The sequence below is a fragment of the Streptomyces sp. NPDC050988 genome (assembly GCF_044456225.1).
In the GTDB taxonomy this organism is placed as follows: domain Bacteria; phylum Actinomycetota; class Actinomycetes; order Streptomycetales; family Streptomycetaceae; genus Streptomyces.
Window position 1 is genome coordinate 15124 of the sequence record NZ_JBITFQ010000013.1, and the last position, 15722, is coordinate 30845.

The 15722-nt window shown below is 69.1% G+C and carries 18 protein-coding genes; 10 read left to right on the top strand and 8 right to left on the bottom strand.

What is annotated here, in order from left to right; translation table 11 throughout:
• Positions 1–115: 115 nt before the first annotated feature.
• Together ACIBEI_RS26380 and ACIBEI_RS26385 are read right to left on the bottom strand one after the other, a co-directional pair.
• Positions 116–376 (bottom strand): DUF397 domain-containing protein, encoded by a 261-nt coding sequence (locus tag ACIBEI_RS26380; protein WP_398892717.1) that lies wholly within the window; start codon positions 374–376, stop codon positions 116–118.
• The gene (locus ACIBEI_RS26385) at positions 373–1182 is read right to left on the bottom strand and encodes a Scr1 family TA system antitoxin-like transcriptional regulator (RefSeq protein ID WP_398892718.1); all 810 of its coding nucleotides are present in this window, start codon (positions 1180–1182) and stop codon (positions 373–375) included. Before ACIBEI_RS26385 ends, ACIBEI_RS26380 begins: the two co-directional genes overlap by 4 nt.
• A gap of 83 nt (positions 1183–1265) precedes the next feature.
• Here ACIBEI_RS26385 and ACIBEI_RS26390 point away from each other — a divergent pair, with 83 nt between their 5' ends.
• From ACIBEI_RS26390 to ACIBEI_RS26405, 4 genes are all read left to right on the top strand, one after another.
• On the top strand, positions 1266–1685 hold the full coding sequence (locus ACIBEI_RS26390) for a hypothetical protein (protein WP_398892719.1): 420 nt from the start codon (positions 1266–1268) through the stop codon (positions 1683–1685).
• Between the two features lie 107 nt (positions 1686–1792).
• Positions 1793–2827, top strand: coding sequence for a hypothetical protein (locus tag ACIBEI_RS26395; RefSeq protein WP_398892720.1), 1035 nt, complete (start codon positions 1793–1795; stop codon positions 2825–2827).
• A gap of 55 nt (positions 2828–2882) precedes the next feature.
• Positions 2883–3227 (top strand): hypothetical protein, encoded by a 345-nt coding sequence (locus ACIBEI_RS26400; RefSeq protein WP_398892721.1) that lies wholly within the window; start codon positions 2883–2885, stop codon positions 3225–3227.
• The gene (locus ACIBEI_RS26405) at positions 3224–3478 is read left to right on the top strand and encodes a type II toxin-antitoxin system RelE/ParE family toxin (RefSeq protein WP_217454105.1); all 255 of its coding nucleotides are present in this window, start codon (positions 3224–3226) and stop codon (positions 3476–3478) included. Before ACIBEI_RS26400 ends, ACIBEI_RS26405 begins: the two co-directional genes overlap by 4 nt.
• A 45-nt stretch (positions 3479–3523) precedes the next feature.
• Here ACIBEI_RS26405 and ACIBEI_RS26410 read toward each other — a convergent pair whose 3' ends face one another.
• The 3 genes from ACIBEI_RS26410 to ACIBEI_RS26420 form a co-directional block, all read right to left on the bottom strand.
• Positions 3524–4003 (bottom strand): MarR family transcriptional regulator, encoded by a 480-nt coding sequence (locus ACIBEI_RS26410; protein WP_398892722.1) that lies wholly within the window; start codon positions 4001–4003, stop codon positions 3524–3526.
• Positions 4004–4055: 52 nt separating this feature from the next.
• Positions 4056–4607, bottom strand: a complete 552-nt coding sequence (locus tag ACIBEI_RS26415) for a Uma2 family endonuclease (RefSeq protein WP_398892723.1) — start codon at positions 4605–4607, stop codon at positions 4056–4058.
• 87 nt (positions 4608–4694) lie between these two features.
• Entirely contained in the window at positions 4695–5378 is a 684-nt protein-coding gene (locus ACIBEI_RS26420; RefSeq protein ID WP_398892724.1) for an SGNH/GDSL hydrolase family protein, read from the bottom strand.
• 88 nt (positions 5379–5466) lie between these two features.
• On the opposite strand from ACIBEI_RS26420, the gene ACIBEI_RS26425 reads away from it, so the two are divergent.
• The gene (locus ACIBEI_RS26425) at positions 5467–6462 is read left to right on the top strand and encodes a WD40 repeat domain-containing protein (protein ID WP_398892725.1); all 996 of its coding nucleotides are present in this window, start codon (positions 5467–5469) and stop codon (positions 6460–6462) included.
• 128 nt (positions 6463–6590) lie between these two features.
• On the opposite strand, the gene ACIBEI_RS26430 is transcribed toward ACIBEI_RS26425, so the two are convergent.
• Positions 6591–7355 (bottom strand): TetR/AcrR family transcriptional regulator, encoded by a 765-nt coding sequence (locus ACIBEI_RS26430; RefSeq protein WP_398892726.1) that lies wholly within the window; start codon positions 7353–7355, stop codon positions 6591–6593.
• Positions 7356–7510: 155 nt separating this feature from the next.
• On the opposite strand from ACIBEI_RS26430, the gene ACIBEI_RS26435 reads away from it, so the two are divergent.
• The 3 genes from ACIBEI_RS26435 to ACIBEI_RS26445 all read left to right on the top strand — a co-directional run bounded on the left by ACIBEI_RS26435 (position 7511) and on the right by ACIBEI_RS26445 (position 11088).
• On the top strand, positions 7511–8479 hold the full coding sequence (locus tag ACIBEI_RS26435; protein WP_398892727.1) for an ATP-binding cassette domain-containing protein: 969 nt from the start codon (positions 7511–7513) through the stop codon (positions 8477–8479).
• Entirely contained in the window at positions 8476–9336 is an 861-nt protein-coding gene (locus tag ACIBEI_RS26440; RefSeq protein ID WP_398892728.1) for an ABC transporter permease, read from the top strand. The genes ACIBEI_RS26435 and ACIBEI_RS26440 overlap by 4 nt, the downstream gene beginning before the upstream one ends.
• A 174-nt stretch (positions 9337–9510) precedes the next feature.
• A complete protein-coding gene (locus ACIBEI_RS26445; RefSeq protein ID WP_398892729.1) occupies positions 9511–11088 on the top strand; it encodes a cellulase family glycosylhydrolase in 1578 nt (525 codons plus the stop codon).
• 99 nt (positions 11089–11187) lie between these two features.
• Here the strand turns inward: ACIBEI_RS26445 and serC are convergent, their stop codons facing one another.
• Positions 11188–12306 carry a phosphoserine transaminase gene (gene serC, locus ACIBEI_RS26450; RefSeq protein WP_398892730.1) on the bottom strand — a complete coding sequence of 373 codons (1119 nt, stop codon included), beginning with the start codon at positions 12304–12306 and terminating at the stop codon, positions 11188–11190.
• A 73-nt stretch (positions 12307–12379) separates the two neighbouring features.
• Positions 12380–12592 (bottom strand): hypothetical protein, encoded by a 213-nt coding sequence (locus ACIBEI_RS26455; RefSeq protein ID WP_398892731.1) that lies wholly within the window; start codon positions 12590–12592, stop codon positions 12380–12382.
• A 136-nt stretch (positions 12593–12728) separates the two neighbouring features.
• Here ACIBEI_RS26455 and ACIBEI_RS26460 point away from each other — a divergent pair, with 136 nt between their 5' ends.
• Entirely contained in the window at positions 12729–14000 is a 1272-nt protein-coding gene (locus ACIBEI_RS26460) for an NACHT domain-containing protein (RefSeq protein ID WP_398892732.1), read from the top strand.
• Positions 13967–15682 carry an NACHT domain-containing protein gene (locus ACIBEI_RS26465; RefSeq protein ID WP_398892733.1) on the top strand — a complete coding sequence of 572 codons (1716 nt, stop codon included), beginning with the start codon at positions 13967–13969 and terminating at the stop codon, positions 15680–15682. Before ACIBEI_RS26460 ends, ACIBEI_RS26465 begins: the two co-directional genes overlap by 34 nt.
• Positions 15683–15722: the final 40 nt, after the last annotated feature.

Here is a 15722-nt window from a genome sequence, read left to right on the forward strand (position 1 = left end):
GCAACACCGCTTCCAGGGTGTCCGCCCATGAGAATCCTCCGTGCGGATTCGTCACTCCGGCGCGTCCGACGATTCGTGCCGCTGGTCTCGGCTCGTACGGCGAGACTCGCGTAGGTCACGGCTCGCCGACGAGGGCGAGGAAGGTGGCCCATGACTCGGGGGCGACCTTGAGCGTGGGGGCGGTGGGGGTTTTGGAGTCGCGGATGTGGATGGTGGTGGGGGTGGCGGCGGGGGTGGTCTGGGTTACGGCTATCTCTAGGCATTCGCCGCCCTGGCCGCTGCTGTAGCTGCTTTTGGTCCACTGCATGGCGAGCTCCACGCATTCGCCCTCGCTGCCGCTGTAGCTGCTCTTGAACCAAATGAGATCCGTGGTCATAGCTCCCGCGCCACCTCTTCGATCAGCTTCGTGGACTCCTCCGGGGTGAGGGCCTGCGCCCGCAGAATGCCATATTTGCCGAACAGGTCTCCCAGGTCGGGCTGTTCGCTGACGAAGAAGCCGCCACGGTGTCCTTCGAGATAGGCGAGTTGGAGGCGTTCGGTTGTCTCCAGCAGGATCATGGGGCCGTTCAGTCCGGCATGCGTATGCCGGTCGTGCGGCATGACCTGGACCTCGACGTGGCGGAGTCGGCCGATGGCGAGGACGTGGTGCAGTTGCTCCTTCAGAGTCGCCGGGCCGCCCAACGGCCGTGTGAGCGTGCTCTGTTCGAGTACGTAGCTGACGCTCGGCGAGGGCTTGCGCTCGAAGAGCTGCTGCCGCTCCAGCCGGGATGCGACCCGCTTCTCGATTTCGTCGTCGTCCAGGGTTGGGTAGCGATTGCAGGTGTAGACAGCCCGTGCGTATGCCTCGGTCTGGAGCGAACCCGGGATCAGATGGGTCTGGTACACGTGAAGCGCGGAGGCTTTCTTCTCCTCCGCCAGGTAGTCCTCGGTCCACGGCCGGAGTCCGCTGTCCCCGAACTCCTTCTCCGCCAACACCAGTAGTGCACCTTGTGCACCCAGCACCTGGTCCGCGGTCTCGACCAACTTGCCCTTGGGTGGTCGCTCGCCACGCTCCACCATGGCCACCTGCGACTTGGAATACCCGACGTGACCGCCGAGCCCTTCCTGCGTCATCCCGGCCCGTTCCCGGTGGAACCGCAACAGCACACCGAAGGACTCCGACCCGCGTTCACTGGAGTGCACAACGACCTCCCCAAGTGCACAGAGGTGCACGGACCTTGCGTAACCCTGGTCACAGTATGTGACTGCCCATAAGCATTTGCTCCATGAACCCGAAAACTCCCCCCGCCGCCCTCCACACCTGGATCCCCGCCTCCGGTCACGGACTCCGTCACGCCGGCATCCACTTCGACGCCGTACGCATCGCGGGCGTACTCGCAGAGCAAGTGGCGTACGAGCTGATGCAGTTCACGGACTTTCGGGCGGGCCCGATCGTCAGGGAGGCGACGGGGCACCGGTACATGTACTTCCTGTTGCCCCCGCAAAGTGTCACCGGCTACCGCTGGCCCGCCGGGGCGCGGGCACTCGGCCGGGACGCGCAGGGATGGGCGTACGTGGGGGTGCCCGCGTTGGGTGGGCTGACCTGGCCGTTGGAGTGGCGGTCGGAGCCGACGCCCGAAGTGCCGTTCGTGGAGGCGGGGTTGCTGCATGAAGTGGTGGGTCGCTTGATCGGTGCTGTACGGTGACCGCGACATCACACTCTGTGCACATCCGTGTGCGGAGCGGTCCCCGGCGGTGCGGGAACACCATCCGAGGACCTTCACCACCGAGTGGAATTCGAGGACCACTAGGGATGCTTCGGCATGCTATCGCGCCGGTTCGGCGTTACACGAAGGCCTCGCACGACGTCGTACGGCACTCGCGGCTCAACAGTGACGCGAAGGTACTGCTGCTGTACGTACAGGGGCTCCCCGAGTCCGAGGCCACCGCCCCCAAGCCGCTCAGCGAACACGCGGCCAAGCTGGGTCTGAAGGGCCGGGCCTACCAGAAGGCCAAGCAACTCCTCGCCGACTGCGGCTACTTGCACGAGTGGCGGGAGCAGGGCGCACGGGGCCGCTGGGTCACGGAGCAACTCCTCACCAATGTCACCCTCACGCGTGACGAGGCCTCCCGGGTCCGCGAGCACGACGACCTATCGAGTGAGCGTCCGCCGACGGTCGGTGGGCCGGGGGAGCGGACGGTCGGTGATTCTCCCCAGACAGAAGACTTGGGAGAGAAGAACCTTCCCCACCCACCACCCCAAGACCGCCGGGCCCCGGATGCCGATCAAGCGGCTGTCGCCGAGGAACCCGAATCCGAACCCGAACCCGAACCCGAGGCGGAACCTGGGTCCGCCCCCGCCCCCGCCCCAGCCCCCGCCCCTGAACTTGCTGAGGCAGAAGGGGTGTTGCTGTCCCTGCGTCACGCGCACCGTGACCTGCTCCTCGGCGTACGCGAGGCCCGTCTCCTGGCCGACGCGGCGGCGGAGTGGCTGCGGCGGGGCGTCTCGGCGCCGGAGCTCCGTCGCGCCCTGACGGCGGGCCTCCCGGCGGACGGCGTCCGCTCGGCGGTCGGGTTCCTGCGCCACCGCCTGATCCAGAAGCTACCGGCGGCGAGGCGTCAGGTGACTCCCACCCCACCGCCCGAGTGGGCCGCGGCCCCGGCCCCGGCCCGGCGGGGCCTGGTTACCTGCCCGGGCCCCGGCAACGAACACGTCTTCCGCCCCCGCAACGACGAAACCCACTGCCTCCGCTGCCGCACAGCCGCCGCCTTCGAGGCGACACTCCAACTCCAGCCGCTCTCGGAGCAGTGGCGGGCGCGCGTACAGGAGTGTGCCGCCGGTGCGTAGCGCGGCATACGCTGCTGCCGCAGCCCGGAAGGCGGCCTCGGAGAGGAGCAGGGACATGGCGGCATGGAGCGAGATCCTTCAGGAGGCCCGCGAGGCCGTCGGCTTCACCGGGCCTGTGGTTCCGCGCAACCTTGAGGGGATCCGCGCGGCTCTCCGCCCCGACCGGCTGCCGGACCTCGACACCGAACTGGCGACCCTCTCGGAAGGGTCCGCTTTCGAGGCGTTCCTCGACCACTGGTGGACGCAGTCCCTCGCCGACACGGCCACCGACGCGGACGCCAAGGCCCATGCCATCGACTTCGCCGACCTGGCGATCGCGCTGCGAGCCAAAGCCGCAGGCGGCAGCGGTACGTACACACAGGCCGAAGTCGAGGACATGCTGAAGGGCAAGGCCTCATGAGGCTCACCATCATCTGGGAACCGGCCGCGGCGGCCGGCCTGCGGCGCCTCAAATCGCGCGACGGAGACGCCGTCAAGCCTCTGGTCCAGGCGATCAACTCCCTCGCCCTCGAACCCGAGCCGCCCGAGAGCAGCAAGCTGGGCGGCACCGATCTGCGGCGGCTACGGGTAGGCGCGTACCGCGTCACGTACGAGATCGATGGTGCGCGAGTGGCGATCAAAGTGCTGATGGTGGGGCGCACGCAGGTGTGACGGCTGCGGGATCGGGGGCGGGGGCGGGAGGTGAGGCTGCCGGATCTACCCCGGCAGGTCGCTGTCCCCGCCCAGGTTCGCTATCACCCGGCGCAGGACGTCGAGGGTGGCCACGTACTCCTCCTCGGTGATCCCGGCGTGCGTCTGCTCGTGGGCCCGGAGGTTGCGCTCCTTGGCGCGGACGCGGCCGGCTTCTCCCGCCTCGGTGAGGGTGAGGGTGCCTGCGGTGTCCTCCGCGGTCCAGCCGCGGTTCGCCAGGTCGTCGAAGACCTCGGAGAAGTCGATGCCCTGGTCGTCGTAGCGGGTGAGCTTGGCGGTGAGTTCGGCGCGGGTCCAGTGGGCCGAGGACGCGGCGACGTGGTTGAGGATCCACCAGTGGGGCTGGGTGAGCGACTCCGTCGCCAGCTCCTTGCGGATCCGGCCCACCACCTCACGGTAGGCGGCGCCGGTCCAGTAACCGATGGGCTGGGCGGCGAGCTGCTGACGGGGGTACGGGGTGAGCTGCGTCGGGCTCTGAGTGGTCATGGGCCGACCGTAGGAGCTCAAGTTTGGTTGAGGTCAAGGGTGTGCCGAGGTGTCAGTCCCGGGGGAACTCGTCCGTCTTGAGGGTGAGGCCGAGGACCGTGCCCGTCATGTCGACGTCCGCGCCGAAGCCGACGGAGGTTTCGATGACGTACTCCCCGTCCTTGGGCTGCGTGAAGAGGTGGCACTTGCCCTGGTACGGGTCGGCGATGAGGTAGACGGGGACCTCGGCGAGGGCGTACGCGGTCTTCTTGGGGCCGTAGTCGTTCTTGGCCCGGTGCGGGTCGACGACTTCCGCGATGAACTCGACGTCCTGGTAGCGCCAACGGCCCTCGGCATCCGCTTCGGAACCGTCGCGCAGCTTTGCCACGTCCGGGGCGAAGCCGTTCTGGTGGCCCGGGAAGTCGATGCGTACGTCCGAGAAGACGTGCAGGTCGTTGTCGAACCTGGCACTGAGTGCATCGAGGATGGCGAGAGTGGTCTGCCAGTGGATGTCGAGATGTGGCGCGATGTAGATCGCTCCCTCGACGATCTCGCCCTTGTACCCCTCGGGAACGGGCACCTGGTCGAACAGCGTGTCCAGGATCCGGGCGTTGACGTCCGACATCGTGGGGCTCCTCCCCGGCCGCGCTCGGGCGAGTTCGGCCATGCAGCCCAACGACACGCACGGTGGCCAGGCCACGCCCCGATTCGGTCAGCCGCTTTCGGCCTCGTACCGTTCGCCCACATCCCACGCCTGATACATCGCCTCGGCGAAGGCCGCCGCCAGTTTGTGTTCGCCGGAGGCGTTGGGGTGGGTGCCGTCGTACGTGTCCTGGGTGATGTCGTACGAGGGCGGGACCGAGGCCAGGAGGAGGGGGGACGCGGGCTCGTCCAGGTCCGCGACCGTCTTCGCGAGGAGCTCGTTGAAGAGGGCGACCTCACGGGCGAAGGGCGCGTCCGTCTCCGCCCTCGTGTTCGGGATCACCGGGAGGAGGACCATCGCCACGCGGGGGTTCGCCGAGCGGGCCTCGGCGATGAAGGTGCGGGCGTTCTCCGCCGTCTGGGCCGCGTTCGTGTAGAAGCCCAGGTCGATCAGGCCGAGGGAGACGAGGAGCACGTCCGCGCGTGACGTGCGGACCGCGTCCGCGATCAGCGGGGTCAGGTGGTGCCAGCCCTCGCCCCACCCCGCCAGATGGGCGAGCGGAAAGTCCCGGTCGGCGTACTCGTACGAGTCGGCGGTCTCCGTGGCCTTGTCGTACAGCGTCTCGCGCGGGCCGACGATCTTGAAGGGGCCGCCGTACGTCGCGCGCAGGTGCTGCCACATCCGGTAGCGCCAGGTGTGTTCACCCGCGCTTCCGATGGTCATGGAATCGCCGACGGGCATGAACCTGAGCATCCGCTCATCATGGACGATCAGCGTGAGAGGCAGGGTGTGAGGCTGGACACGCCCGCTGAACCGGCGGCGGGGATGGCAGGCTTGGGGCATGCGTCGCTCGCTTGCGTTCCTTTTCGGGGCCCTCCTCGCCGGGGTGCTCGTCGCGCCCGCCGTCGCCGCCGACAACGCCGGGGCGGAGGGGGCGGACGGGTTCACGATCAGGGATCCCCGGATCACCGAGTCCAGCGGGCTCGTCGCCTCCCGCGTCCACCCCGGCGTCTACTGGACCCACAACGACAGTGACGACGGGGCCTTCCTCTACGCCGTCGACAGCAAGACCGGCGAGACCGTCGCCACGGTCACCATGACGGGCGTCGGCCGGCCCCGGGACGTCGAGGCCATCTCCATGGGCCCGAACGGCCATCTCTACGTCGGCGACATCGGCGACAACCTCGGCGGCACCTGGGACCACGTCTGGATCTACGAGCTGCCCGAGCCCGAGCAGCTCAAGAACCAGACCGTCCGCGCCACGCAGTACGACGTGAAGTACGCCGACGGGGCGCGGGACGCCGAGGCGCTGATGGTCCATCCGAAGACCGGACGCGTCTACATCGTCTCGAAGAACGAGGACGGCGGAGGGCTGTACGAGGGGCCCGCCAAGCTCACCCCCTCCGGCACCAACACCTTCCAGCGCATCGGCGCCATCGACCTCTGGGTCACCGACGGCGCCTTCTCCCCCGACGGCAAGCAGCTCGCCGTACGCGGCTACTTCGGCGGCATCGCGTACGACTGGAACGGCGGGAAGGTGAAGAAGGAGGGGCGGCTGAGCGTGCCGCTCCAGGGGCAGGGCGAGTCGATGGCGTACACCCCCGACGGATCCACGCTGCTGTACGGGAGCGAGGGCTCGGACAGCTCGGTGGAGCCCGGGAACGTGCCGGGCGGGGGCGGCGGAGACGGCAAGTCGCCCTCCGGGGAAGGCGGTTCGGCCGACGGGGGTGGGAGTGGTGACGGGATGGATGCCGACATCAAGATGGGGGCGGTCGCGTTGGTGGTCGCCCTGGCCGTCATCTACGGGCTCAAGCGGTTGTTGCGGCGCGGCGACTAGCGCTCCGCGGGCGCAGGGTAGGTGCGGGCCGTCTGACAGTGCGGGCTGGCCGACTGCGCGGGCCGGCTGACTGCGCGGGCCGGCTGTGGCTGGTCGCGCAGTCCCCGCGCCCCCGAAGGGGCGCGCCCCTAGCGGGTGCCCCTGCGCTCCACCAGTGCCTCCAGACCGTCCAGGATCCGCTGCAGGCCGAAGTCGAAGTGGTCGAAGTCGGGGCCGAAGGCTTCCGCGGAGAGTTCGGCCATCACGGGGTAGCGGCCGGTGGCCATGACCTTCTCCAGGAGGGGGCCCTGGGCGGCCCAGAACTCGGCGTCGGTCAGGCCCGTCCTGCGTTCCGCCTCCTGGGTGTAGAGCTGGGTGCGGGCGGCGCCGGTGACGTACGAGTCGATCATGATGACCACCGAGACCAGCTCCGGGTCGCTCAGGCCCATGGGCTTGATGCGGGAGATCACCTTCTCCATGCCGTCGATGGCGCTGGGGCCGAGGACCGGGCGGGACTGGTTGACCCGCAGCAGCCATGGGTGGCGCTGGTAGAGGGCGAGGCTTTCGCGGCCGAGCACCTCCAGGGCCGAGCGCCAGTTGTCGCCGAAGGCCGATGTGTCCTCGCCCGGGCGCTGGACACGGTCCAGCATCAGGTCGAGCAGCTCGCCCTTGCCGGGAACGTACCGGTAGAGGGACATCGTGCCGGTGCCCAGCTCCGTGGAGATCCGGCGCATCGAGACGGCCTCCAGGCCCTCCGTGTCCGCGATCCGGACCGCCGCTTCCACGATCCGGTCGAGCGTCAGGCCCGGCTTGGGTCCGCGGCTGGGCCGGGGGCCCGTGTCCCACAGCAGGTGGAGGGTGCGGACGATGTCTCCGCTCCCGCTGGTCTCCGTGCCGCCCGAGCCGCTTGTCATGGACCTCAGAATAATCCCTTGGACCAAAACTGGGTACGGTGTACTCTCAAAAGGGTACGGTGTACTCAGTTTCGGGGTCGTGTTTCAAGGTCGTGTTTCGAGGTCGGGTTCCAGAGACGGGTTTCAGGGATGGGCTTCAGGGATGGGGGAGTGCTGTGAGCGGTTACGCGGTGAGCGCCGTGGGGCTGGAGAAGAGGTACGGGGAGAAGCGGGCCCTGGACGGGTTCGACCTGGCCGTGCGGGAGGGCACGGTGCACGGCCTGCTCGGGCCGAACGGCGCGGGCAAGACGACCGCCGTCCGTATCCTCTCCACGCTGGTCAGGCTGGACGGGGGAAGTGCCCAGGTGGCGGGCCTGGATGTGGCACGGCAGCCGCGGGAGGTGCGGGCCAGGATCGGGCTCACCGGTCAGTACGCGGCGGTGGACGAGGTGCTGACCGGCCGGCAGAACCTGGAGATGTTCGGGCGGTTGTTCCACCTGGGCGGGCGCAGGGCGCGGCTGAGGGCAGGCGAGCTGCTGGAGCAGTTCGACCTGACCGACGCCGCGGACAAGGGCGTCGGGAAGTACAGCGGCGGTATGCGGCGGCGTCTCGACCTCGCCGCGTCGATGATCCTCAACCCGCGCGTGCTGTTCCTGGACGAGCCGACGACGGGCCTCGACCCGCGCGGCCGGGGTGAAGTCTGGGACTCCGTACGGGCGTTGGTCACCGGCGGCACCACCGTGCTGCTGACCACGCAGTATCTGGAGGAGGCCGACAAGCTCGCCTCGCGCATCACCGTGATCGACCAGGGGCGGTCCATCGCCGACGACACCCCGGACGGGCTGAAGAGCACGGTGGGCGGTGACCGGATCGAGGTCGTCGTCGCCGAGCGGGCCGACATCGCGCGGGCGGTGAAGGTCGTCGCCCGGGTCTCGGACGGCGAACCGGAGTCGGACGAGACCGAGTTGAGGGTGCACGCGCCCGTGACCGACCGGGTCGCTGCCCTCACCGAGGTGGCCCGCACCCTCCAGGACGAGGGCGTGCGGGTGGAGGACATCGGGCTGCGCAGGCCGAGCCTCGACGACGTGTTCCTGCGCCTGACCGGCCACCGCACGGACGTGCCGAACGAGAAGGAGGCGGCATGACCACCCTCGGCCCGGCCGCACAGGCCACCACCCCCACCCCCACCCCCGCCCCGACCGCGCAGGGCGAACACGGCCGGACGTACTGGGCGCTCGCCGACTGCTGGAACGTCGTCCGGCGCGGGCTCACCCACTACCAGCGCCAACCCATCAACATCGCCTGGCAGTTGGGCTTCCCGATCCTGTCCGTGCTGCTGTACGGGTACGTGTTCGGCAGCGCGATGCAGGTGCCGGGCGGCGGCGACTACCGGGACTTCCTGATGCCCGGCATGTTCGTGATGACGATGGCCTTCGGGTTCATCAACACGGCGACGCTCGTCGTGTACGACTCCACCAAGGGCGTCATCGACCGGTTCCGCTCCATGCCGATGGCGCCGTCCGCGGTCGTCGCCGGGCGCGGGGTCACCGATCTCATCGTCGCCTGCGCGGAGTTGACGATCCTGATGCTCACCGCGGTCGCCATGGGCTGGCGGCCCGACGGCGGCTTCGGCTTCCTGGGGGCCTTCGCGCTGCTGCTGTGGCTGCGGTTCGCGCTGATCTGGCTCGGGGTGTGGCTCGGGCTGCTCGTGCCCAACCCGGAGGCGGCGGGCGGTCTGTTCGCGGTCGCGTTCCCGCTGACGATGATCTCCAGCATCTTCGTCGCCCCGCAGCTCATGCCGGACTGGCTCGGCCATGTGGCGGCCTGGAACCCGATCTCGTCGACGGCCGCGGCCACCCGCGAACTCTTCGGCACGCCGGTGGGCAGCGGCGACTCGTGGGTCGAGCAGCACGCGCTGCTGATGGCGGGCGTGTGGCCGGTGGTCCTCACGCTGATCTTCGTTCCGCTGGCGGTACGGAGGTTCCAGAAGCTCAGCAAGTAGTCATTGGACGCACTTGTGCGGCTCCGGGGGCGTGCGGTGTTCGGGACTCAAGTGTCCCGAACACCGCACACATCCTTGACGTGTCCACGCAGGATCTCTTCCATGGGGATGTGCGGTGTGGTGGGAGCGCTCCCACCCGTTCCGGGCCCGCGCCTCCCGAGAGGAAGCAGCGACATGTTCCGCAGCTTGCGAAGAGCGCTGTGTGCTGCCGCCGCGGCGCTCCTGTTGATCCTGGCCGGTGTTGGCGCGCAGACGGTTCACGCGGCCCCGGCGGCTCCCGCGGACCGGGCGGACGCCGGGGACCGGGCGGCGGCCGCCGGAGCCGGTTACTGGCACACCAGCGGCCGGCAGATGCTGGACGCGGCCGGTCAGCCCGTACGGATCGCCGGCATCAACTGGTTCGGCTTCGAGACCGCCAACCACACCCCCCACGGCCTCTGGGCGCGCGACTACAAGAGCATGATCGACCAGATGAAGTCGCTCGGCTACAACACCATCCGGCTGCCGTACAGCGACGACCTCTTCAAGAGCGGCACCGTACCCAACAGCATCGACTTCTCCGGCGGCAAGAACGCCGACCTCCAGGGCCTCGGCTCCCTCCAGATCATGGACAGGATCGTGGCGTACGCGGGTCAGGGCGGCCTCAAGGTCGTACTGGACCGGCATCGTCCGGACGCGGCCGGCCAGTCGGCGCTCTGGTACACGTCCGCGGTACCGGAGTCGACGTGGATCGCCAACCTCAAGGCGCTGGCGACCCGCTACAGGGGCAACCCCACGGTGATCGGCATCGACCTCCACAACGAGCCGCACGATCCGGCCTGTTGGGGCTGCGGCGACACGACGAGGGACTGGCGCCTGGCCGCCCAGCGCGCCGGCAACGCGGTCCTGTCTGTCAACCCCGAGCTGCTGATCTTCGTCGAGGGCGTGCAGACGTTCAACGGCGTGTCCGGCTGGTGGGGCGGCAACCTGATGGGCGTCGCCCAGTACCCCGTCCAGCTGGACGTCCCGAACCGCGTCGTCTACTCGGCCCACGACTACGCCACGAGCGTCGCCCAGCAGAGCTGGTTCAGCGACCCGGCCTTCCCCGCCAACATGCCCGGCATCTGGGACAAGTACTGGGGCTACATCTTCAAGCAGAACATCGCCCCGGTGTGGGTGGGCGAGTTCGGCACGACACTCCAGTCGACGATCGACCAGAAGTGGCTTGCCGCACTGGTGAGTTACCTCCGGCCGACGAGCACGTACGGCGCCGACAGCATCTCCTGGACCTTCTGGTCCTGGAACCCCAACTCCGGTGACACGGGCGGGATCCTCAAGGACGACTGGACGACCGTGGACACGGTGAAGGACGGATACCTGGCGAGCGTGAAGGCACCGGGTTTTCCGAGCGGCGGGGGTGATCCGGGCGACCCCGGGGACCCCGGTGACCCGGGCGATCCCGGCGGGGGCACGGCGGCCTGCACCGCCGCCTACACCGTCAGCAGCGACTGGGGCGGTGGCTTCAACGCCGAGGTGAAGGTGACCAATTCGGGCGCTGTGGCCCTCAAGTCCTGGAAGGTCACGTGGACTTGGTCCGGCGCCCAGAAGGTCACCAGCATGTGGAACGCCTCGTACACGCAGACCGGTTCGACGGTCACGGCCGCGAACGCCGACCACAACGGGGCGCTCGCGGTGGGCGGTTCGGCGACCTTCGGGTTCGGGGGCGCGCCGGGGGGCGGGGGTGTGCCGGGGGTGAGCTGCACGGCGACGTAGGTCAGGTACATGGGAGAGACAGGGGCGCCCGGCACGGTTGCCGTGCCGGGCGCCCCAGTTGCCGTACGAGCGACGGTCACAGCCGCTCGATGACGACGGCTACAGCTTCTCGATCACGTAGTCGACGCACTTCGTGAGGGACTCGATGTCCGCCGGGTCGATCGCGGGGAACATGGCGACGCGGAGCTGGTTGCGGCCGAGCTTGCGGTAGGGCTCGGTGTCGACGATGCCGTTGGCGCGCAGGACCTTGGCGACGGCGGACGCGTCGACGTCGTCGGTGAAGTCGATCGTGCCGATGACCTGTGAGCGCTTGGCCGGGTCGGTGACGAACGGGTTCGCGTACTTGACGTCCTCGGCCCAGCCGTACAGCGTGCGCGCGGAGGTCGCCGTGCGGCGGACCGACCAGTCGAGGCCGCCCTGGCCGTTGATCCACTCCAGCTGGTCGTTCAGCAGGAAGAGAGTCGCGAGGGCCGGGGTGTTGTACGTCTGGTTCTTACGGGAGTTGTCGATCGCCGTGGGCAGGCTGAAGAACTCCGGGACGTGGCGTCCGCTCGCGTGGACGCGCTCGGCGCGCTCGATGGCGGCCGGGGAGAAGATCGCGATCCACAGGCCGCCGTCCGCGGCGAAGGACTTCTGCGGGGCGAAGTAGTAGACGTCCGTCTCGGCGATGTCGACGGGCAGGCCGCCCGCGCCGCTCGTCGCGTCCACGAGGACGAGGGAGCCGTCGTCGGCGCCCGCGACGCGCTTGACCGGGGCCGCGACGCCGGTGGAGGTCTCGTTGTGCGTGAGGGCGTAGACGTCCACGCCCGACTGGGCGACCGGCTCCGGGTGGGTGCCCGGCTCGGAGGTGATGACGTCCGGGTCGGCGAGCCAGGGGGCGAGCTTGGCGGCCTTCGCGAACTTCGAGCTGAACTCACCGAAGGTGAGGTGCTGCGACTTGTTCTCGATCAGGCCGTGCGTCGCGACGTCCCAGAACGCGGTGGAGCCGCCGTTGCCGAGGACGACCTCGTAGCCCTCGGGGAGCTGGAAGAGGTTGCTCACGCCCTCGCGGACCTTCCCCACGAGGTTCTTCACCGGGGCCTGGCGGTGGGACGTGCCCATCAGGGACGTGCCGGTCGCGGCGAGCGCGGTGAGCGACTCCGTACGCACCTTGGAGGGGCCCGCGCCGAAACGGCCGTCGGCGGGCTTGAGGTCAGCGGGGATCTGGATATCAGCCACGACGGGAGCGTATCCGTTTCCGGAAACGTGGGTGAAACGTCGTCCGGCCGGTGAGACGAGGTGTCCATGCGCGTTATGTCAGGGTGCCGGCCACCAGTGCCAGCACGGCGATGAGCAGGGTGAGGGCGCCGCCGAAGGCGATTCCGGCGCGGAGCAGCGCGGCGGGCGCGGTGGCGCCGTCCCAGCGGGCGAGCAGGCCGGCGGTGACTGCGGCCAACAGGGCGAGCAGGAAGACGGCGAGCAGGGCCAGGGTCAGCAGCGCCAGGTGCGTGGGCGAGGTGGTCATGAGGCTTCTTCCGTTCCGTTCCGTGAAGCGGGGCGATGGAAGGAAGGTGGCCGAAGTCGCGTACGGCGGCGTTCGGATGGACAAAGATGAACGGGCTTGAACAACGGGGGCGGCGCTGTCCGTGGAGGGGGCCGGGGTGGGGGCGAGCGAGAGTCGGCAGGAAGCGCTGGCGGAGCTGAAGGAGCGGCTGCGGAGCCTGCGGGTGCGGCGACGGTTGTCGATGACCGCCTTGCCGCTGCGGGCGGGGCTGGGGCGCACCACGGTCAGCCAGGCGCTGAACGGGACCGGCATGCCCAGCGAGGCGACCGTCGTGGCGCTCGCGGCGGCTCTGAAGACCGATGCCGAACCGCTGTTACGGCTGCGGGCCCGCGCGCTGCCTCCCGCCGCCGCGCGTGTCGCGACCGCGGACGACTCGGTTTCGCCTGCGGATTCGGACTCGGATTCGGTTTCGGCTTCGGATCCGCAGACGCGGTTCGAGAACTGGTACCGGCGCTATCTGGAACAGCGCTATGGGCAGCTGTCGGTGATCGGGCTGGATCTGTCCCGGCCGGAGCGTGCCTGCTGGCCGCTGGACGCCGCCTATCTCAGCCTGGAACTCGCCGCCCCGGTCCGCGGTGTCGAGCCCACTGACAGTCGGGGCGGGATGGGCGCGGGAGGCCGGGGGCTGGAGGTACGCGTGGAGCGGGCCGAGCAGGCCCTGGCCGGACAGCGGCGAACCCTTGTGCGAGGGCTGGCAGGTAGCGGCAAGACCACCCTGCTGCAGTGGCTCGCCGTGTCCACCGCACGCCGCAGCCTGCCGCCCGAGCTGGACCACTTGGCGGACTGTCTGCCGTTCGTCCTGCCGCTGCGAACCCTCGTACGCCGTGGCGAGCTGCCCGCCCCGCACGAATATCTGACCGCGGTCGGCTGCCCGCGCGATGGCGCCCAGCCGACGGGCTGGGCCGACCAGGCACTGATCGACGGCCGCGCCCTGCTGCTCATCGACGGCCTCGACGAAGTCCCCCAGGCCCAGCGCGCCAAGACCCGGCAGTGGCTGCGCGAACTGCTGGCCGCCTACCCGCAGGCCGCCTATCTGGTGACCACCCGGCCTTCCGCCGTGCCCGAGGGCTGGCTCGCCGACGGCGGATTCACCGAACTGACCGTACGTCCCATGAGCACCCGGGACGTGGCGGTGTTCGTCACCCGCTGGCACACCGCGGCCGCCTCCAACGCCACCACCGCTCAGGAACGGGCCCACCTGGCCACCCTGGAGGAGACGCTCAAGGACACCGTGCGCTCCCAACGCGACCTGGCCCGCCTGACCACCACACCACTGCTGTGTGCGCTGGTCTGTGCCCTGCATCGCGACCGGCGCGGCACCTGCCGCACGGCCGGATGGCACTGTACGAAGCCGCCCTGTCCATGCTGATGCACCGCCGTGACCGCGAACGCGACATCGAGGCCCCCGAGGGGCTCAGCCTCACCGAGCACGAGAGCGTCCAGCTCCTGCAGCGCCTGGCCTACTGGCTCATTCGCAACGGCCAGACCGAACTCGACCACGACACGGCACGCGCGCTCGTCGACGACGCCCTGCCCGCCATGCCGCACATCGCCCAGCAGGCCGACGCCGACGGTGTCCTCACCCACCTGCTCGCCCGCTCCGGGCTGTTACGGCAGCCCACCGCCGAGACCATCGACTTCGTCCACCGCACCTTCCAGGACTTTCTCGGTGCCAAGGCCGCCATCGAGGCACGCGACATCCCCCTGCTGGTCCGGCACGCCCATGACGATCAGTGGGAGGACGTCCTGCGTATGGCCGTGGCCCACGCACGACCCCATGAACGCGCGAGCCTGCTGCGCCGCTTGATCACCCGAGGCGACCGCACACCCAAGCACCGCACCCGTCTGCATCTGCTGGCCACGGCCTGCCTGGAACACGCGACCGAACTCGACCCGGCTGTTCGCGAGGACGTTCAGCAGCGCACGGCCGCTCTCCTGCCTCCGCGGAGCCATGATGAAGCCCGCACTCTGGCCGCCGTCGGCCCGGTCATCCTCGACCTGCTTTCCGGCCCCGAAGGGCTGGAGGACGACGAGGCCGAAGCCGTCGTCAGCACCGCCGGCCGCATCGGCGGCGATGCCGCTCTCACGGTCATGAAGAAATTCCGCGCCAGCACCGATATCAGCGTTCAGTCGACGCTGCAAAACGACTGGGGCAACTTCGACACCGAGGACTACGCACGCGAAGTCCTCGCCCACCTCCTGGACTTCCGCCATGCCGTGGTGCGCTCAGCGGAGCAACTTGCGGCCCTGCGCAACCTGCGAACTCCCCGCAATGTCACCTTCGCCGGGAACTTCACGAACAGTGAGATCACCAGCGCAATCAGGCTGGAAGAGCTGCAGGTGCTGCGCGTCTCTGACAACTCTGTAATGGACAACCTGGAGTTCCTCCAGGCCTACACCTGCCTGAGTAGCATTTCCTTCCATCGCTGTCCGAATGTCGCGGACCTGACTCCCCTGGCCGCCATGTCCGTTATAAGTCTCGACCTTTTCCAATGTGCGGCGGCACGCTTCGACGCACTCCAGGGCCTGGCTCGTCTCGAAAGACTCGGCCTCGACCTGGAACTTCCGTACCGGAACCTTGAATCACTGTCGGTCGGCGGAGATCTCACCAGTCTGTGGCTCGGCAGCACCTCCTGCGCGCATCTCCGCACGCTTGAGGGCATCACCCGCTGGCCCAATCTCACTACCCTGAATCTGTGTGGCCCCGTGGACGGCTTTTCCCAGGTCTCGGCGTTGCCCAAGCTCAGCTACCTCATGTTGCAGGTCGGCGCCGGCCTGTCCATGCTTGCCGAACTCCCGCCCGCACCGCAGATCGAAGAGTTCTGGCTGGGAACCTGGGAGGCAGAAGACGACCTCGCCACGGTGGCCAGGGCACTTCCCAACCTCAAAAAGCTGATGATCAACTGCTACGACAAGCACCGGCAGGTCGATCTCACCCCACTGCGCGGCATGGCAGAACTCGCCATCACCATCCACCGGGCAGACGAAGTCCTCGGCACAGAGCACTTCCCACCCGGCGCCGTCGTCCGAAAGCCTCGCCCGCGGACCTGAACGGCTCGTGCCCGTCCGGCGTTCGTGAAGGCCTCAACTC

Excerpts from the sequence above, each read along its gene's own strand:
- ACIBEI_RS26380 (WP_398892717.1), bottom strand. The coding sequence starts at position 376 with ATGACCACGGATCTCATTTGGTTCAAGAGCAGCTACAGCGGCAGCGAG.
- ACIBEI_RS26430 (WP_398892726.1), bottom strand. The coding sequence starts at position 7,355 with ATGACAAGCGGCTCGGGCGGCACGGAGACCAGCGGGAGCGGAGACATC.
- ACIBEI_RS26445 (WP_398892729.1), top strand. The coding sequence starts at position 9,511 with ATGTTCCGCAGCTTGCGAAGAGCGCTGTGTGCTGCCGCCGCGGCGCTC.
- ACIBEI_RS26390 (WP_398892719.1), top strand. The coding sequence starts at position 1,266 with ATGAACCCGAAAACTCCCCCCGCCGCCCTCCACACCTGGATCCCCGCC.
- ACIBEI_RS26440 (WP_398892728.1), top strand. The coding sequence starts at position 8,476 with ATGACCACCCTCGGCCCGGCCGCACAGGCCACCACCCCCACCCCCACC.
- ACIBEI_RS26400 (WP_398892721.1), top strand. The coding sequence starts at position 2,883 with ATGGCGGCATGGAGCGAGATCCTTCAGGAGGCCCGCGAGGCCGTCGGC.
- ACIBEI_RS26420 (WP_398892724.1), bottom strand. The coding sequence starts at position 5,378 with ATGCTCAGGTTCATGCCCGTCGGCGATTCCATGACCATCGGAAGCGCG.
- ACIBEI_RS26395 (WP_398892720.1), top strand. The coding sequence starts at position 1,793 with ATGCTTCGGCATGCTATCGCGCCGGTTCGGCGTTACACGAAGGCCTCG.
- ACIBEI_RS26425 (WP_398892725.1), top strand. The coding sequence starts at position 5,467 with ATGCGTCGCTCGCTTGCGTTCCTTTTCGGGGCCCTCCTCGCCGGGGTG.
- ACIBEI_RS26415 (WP_398892723.1), bottom strand. The coding sequence starts at position 4,607 with ATGTCGGACGTCAACGCCCGGATCCTGGACACGCTGTTCGACCAGGTG.
- ACIBEI_RS26465 (WP_398892733.1), top strand. The coding sequence starts at position 13,967 with ATGGCACTGTACGAAGCCGCCCTGTCCATGCTGATGCACCGCCGTGAC.
- ACIBEI_RS26405 (WP_217454105.1), top strand. The coding sequence starts at position 3,224 with ATGAGGCTCACCATCATCTGGGAACCGGCCGCGGCGGCCGGCCTGCGG.
- ACIBEI_RS26410 (WP_398892722.1), bottom strand. The coding sequence starts at position 4,003 with ATGACCACTCAGAGCCCGACGCAGCTCACCCCGTACCCCCGTCAGCAG.
- ACIBEI_RS26455 (WP_398892731.1), bottom strand. The coding sequence starts at position 12,592 with ATGACCACCTCGCCCACGCACCTGGCGCTGCTGACCCTGGCCCTGCTC.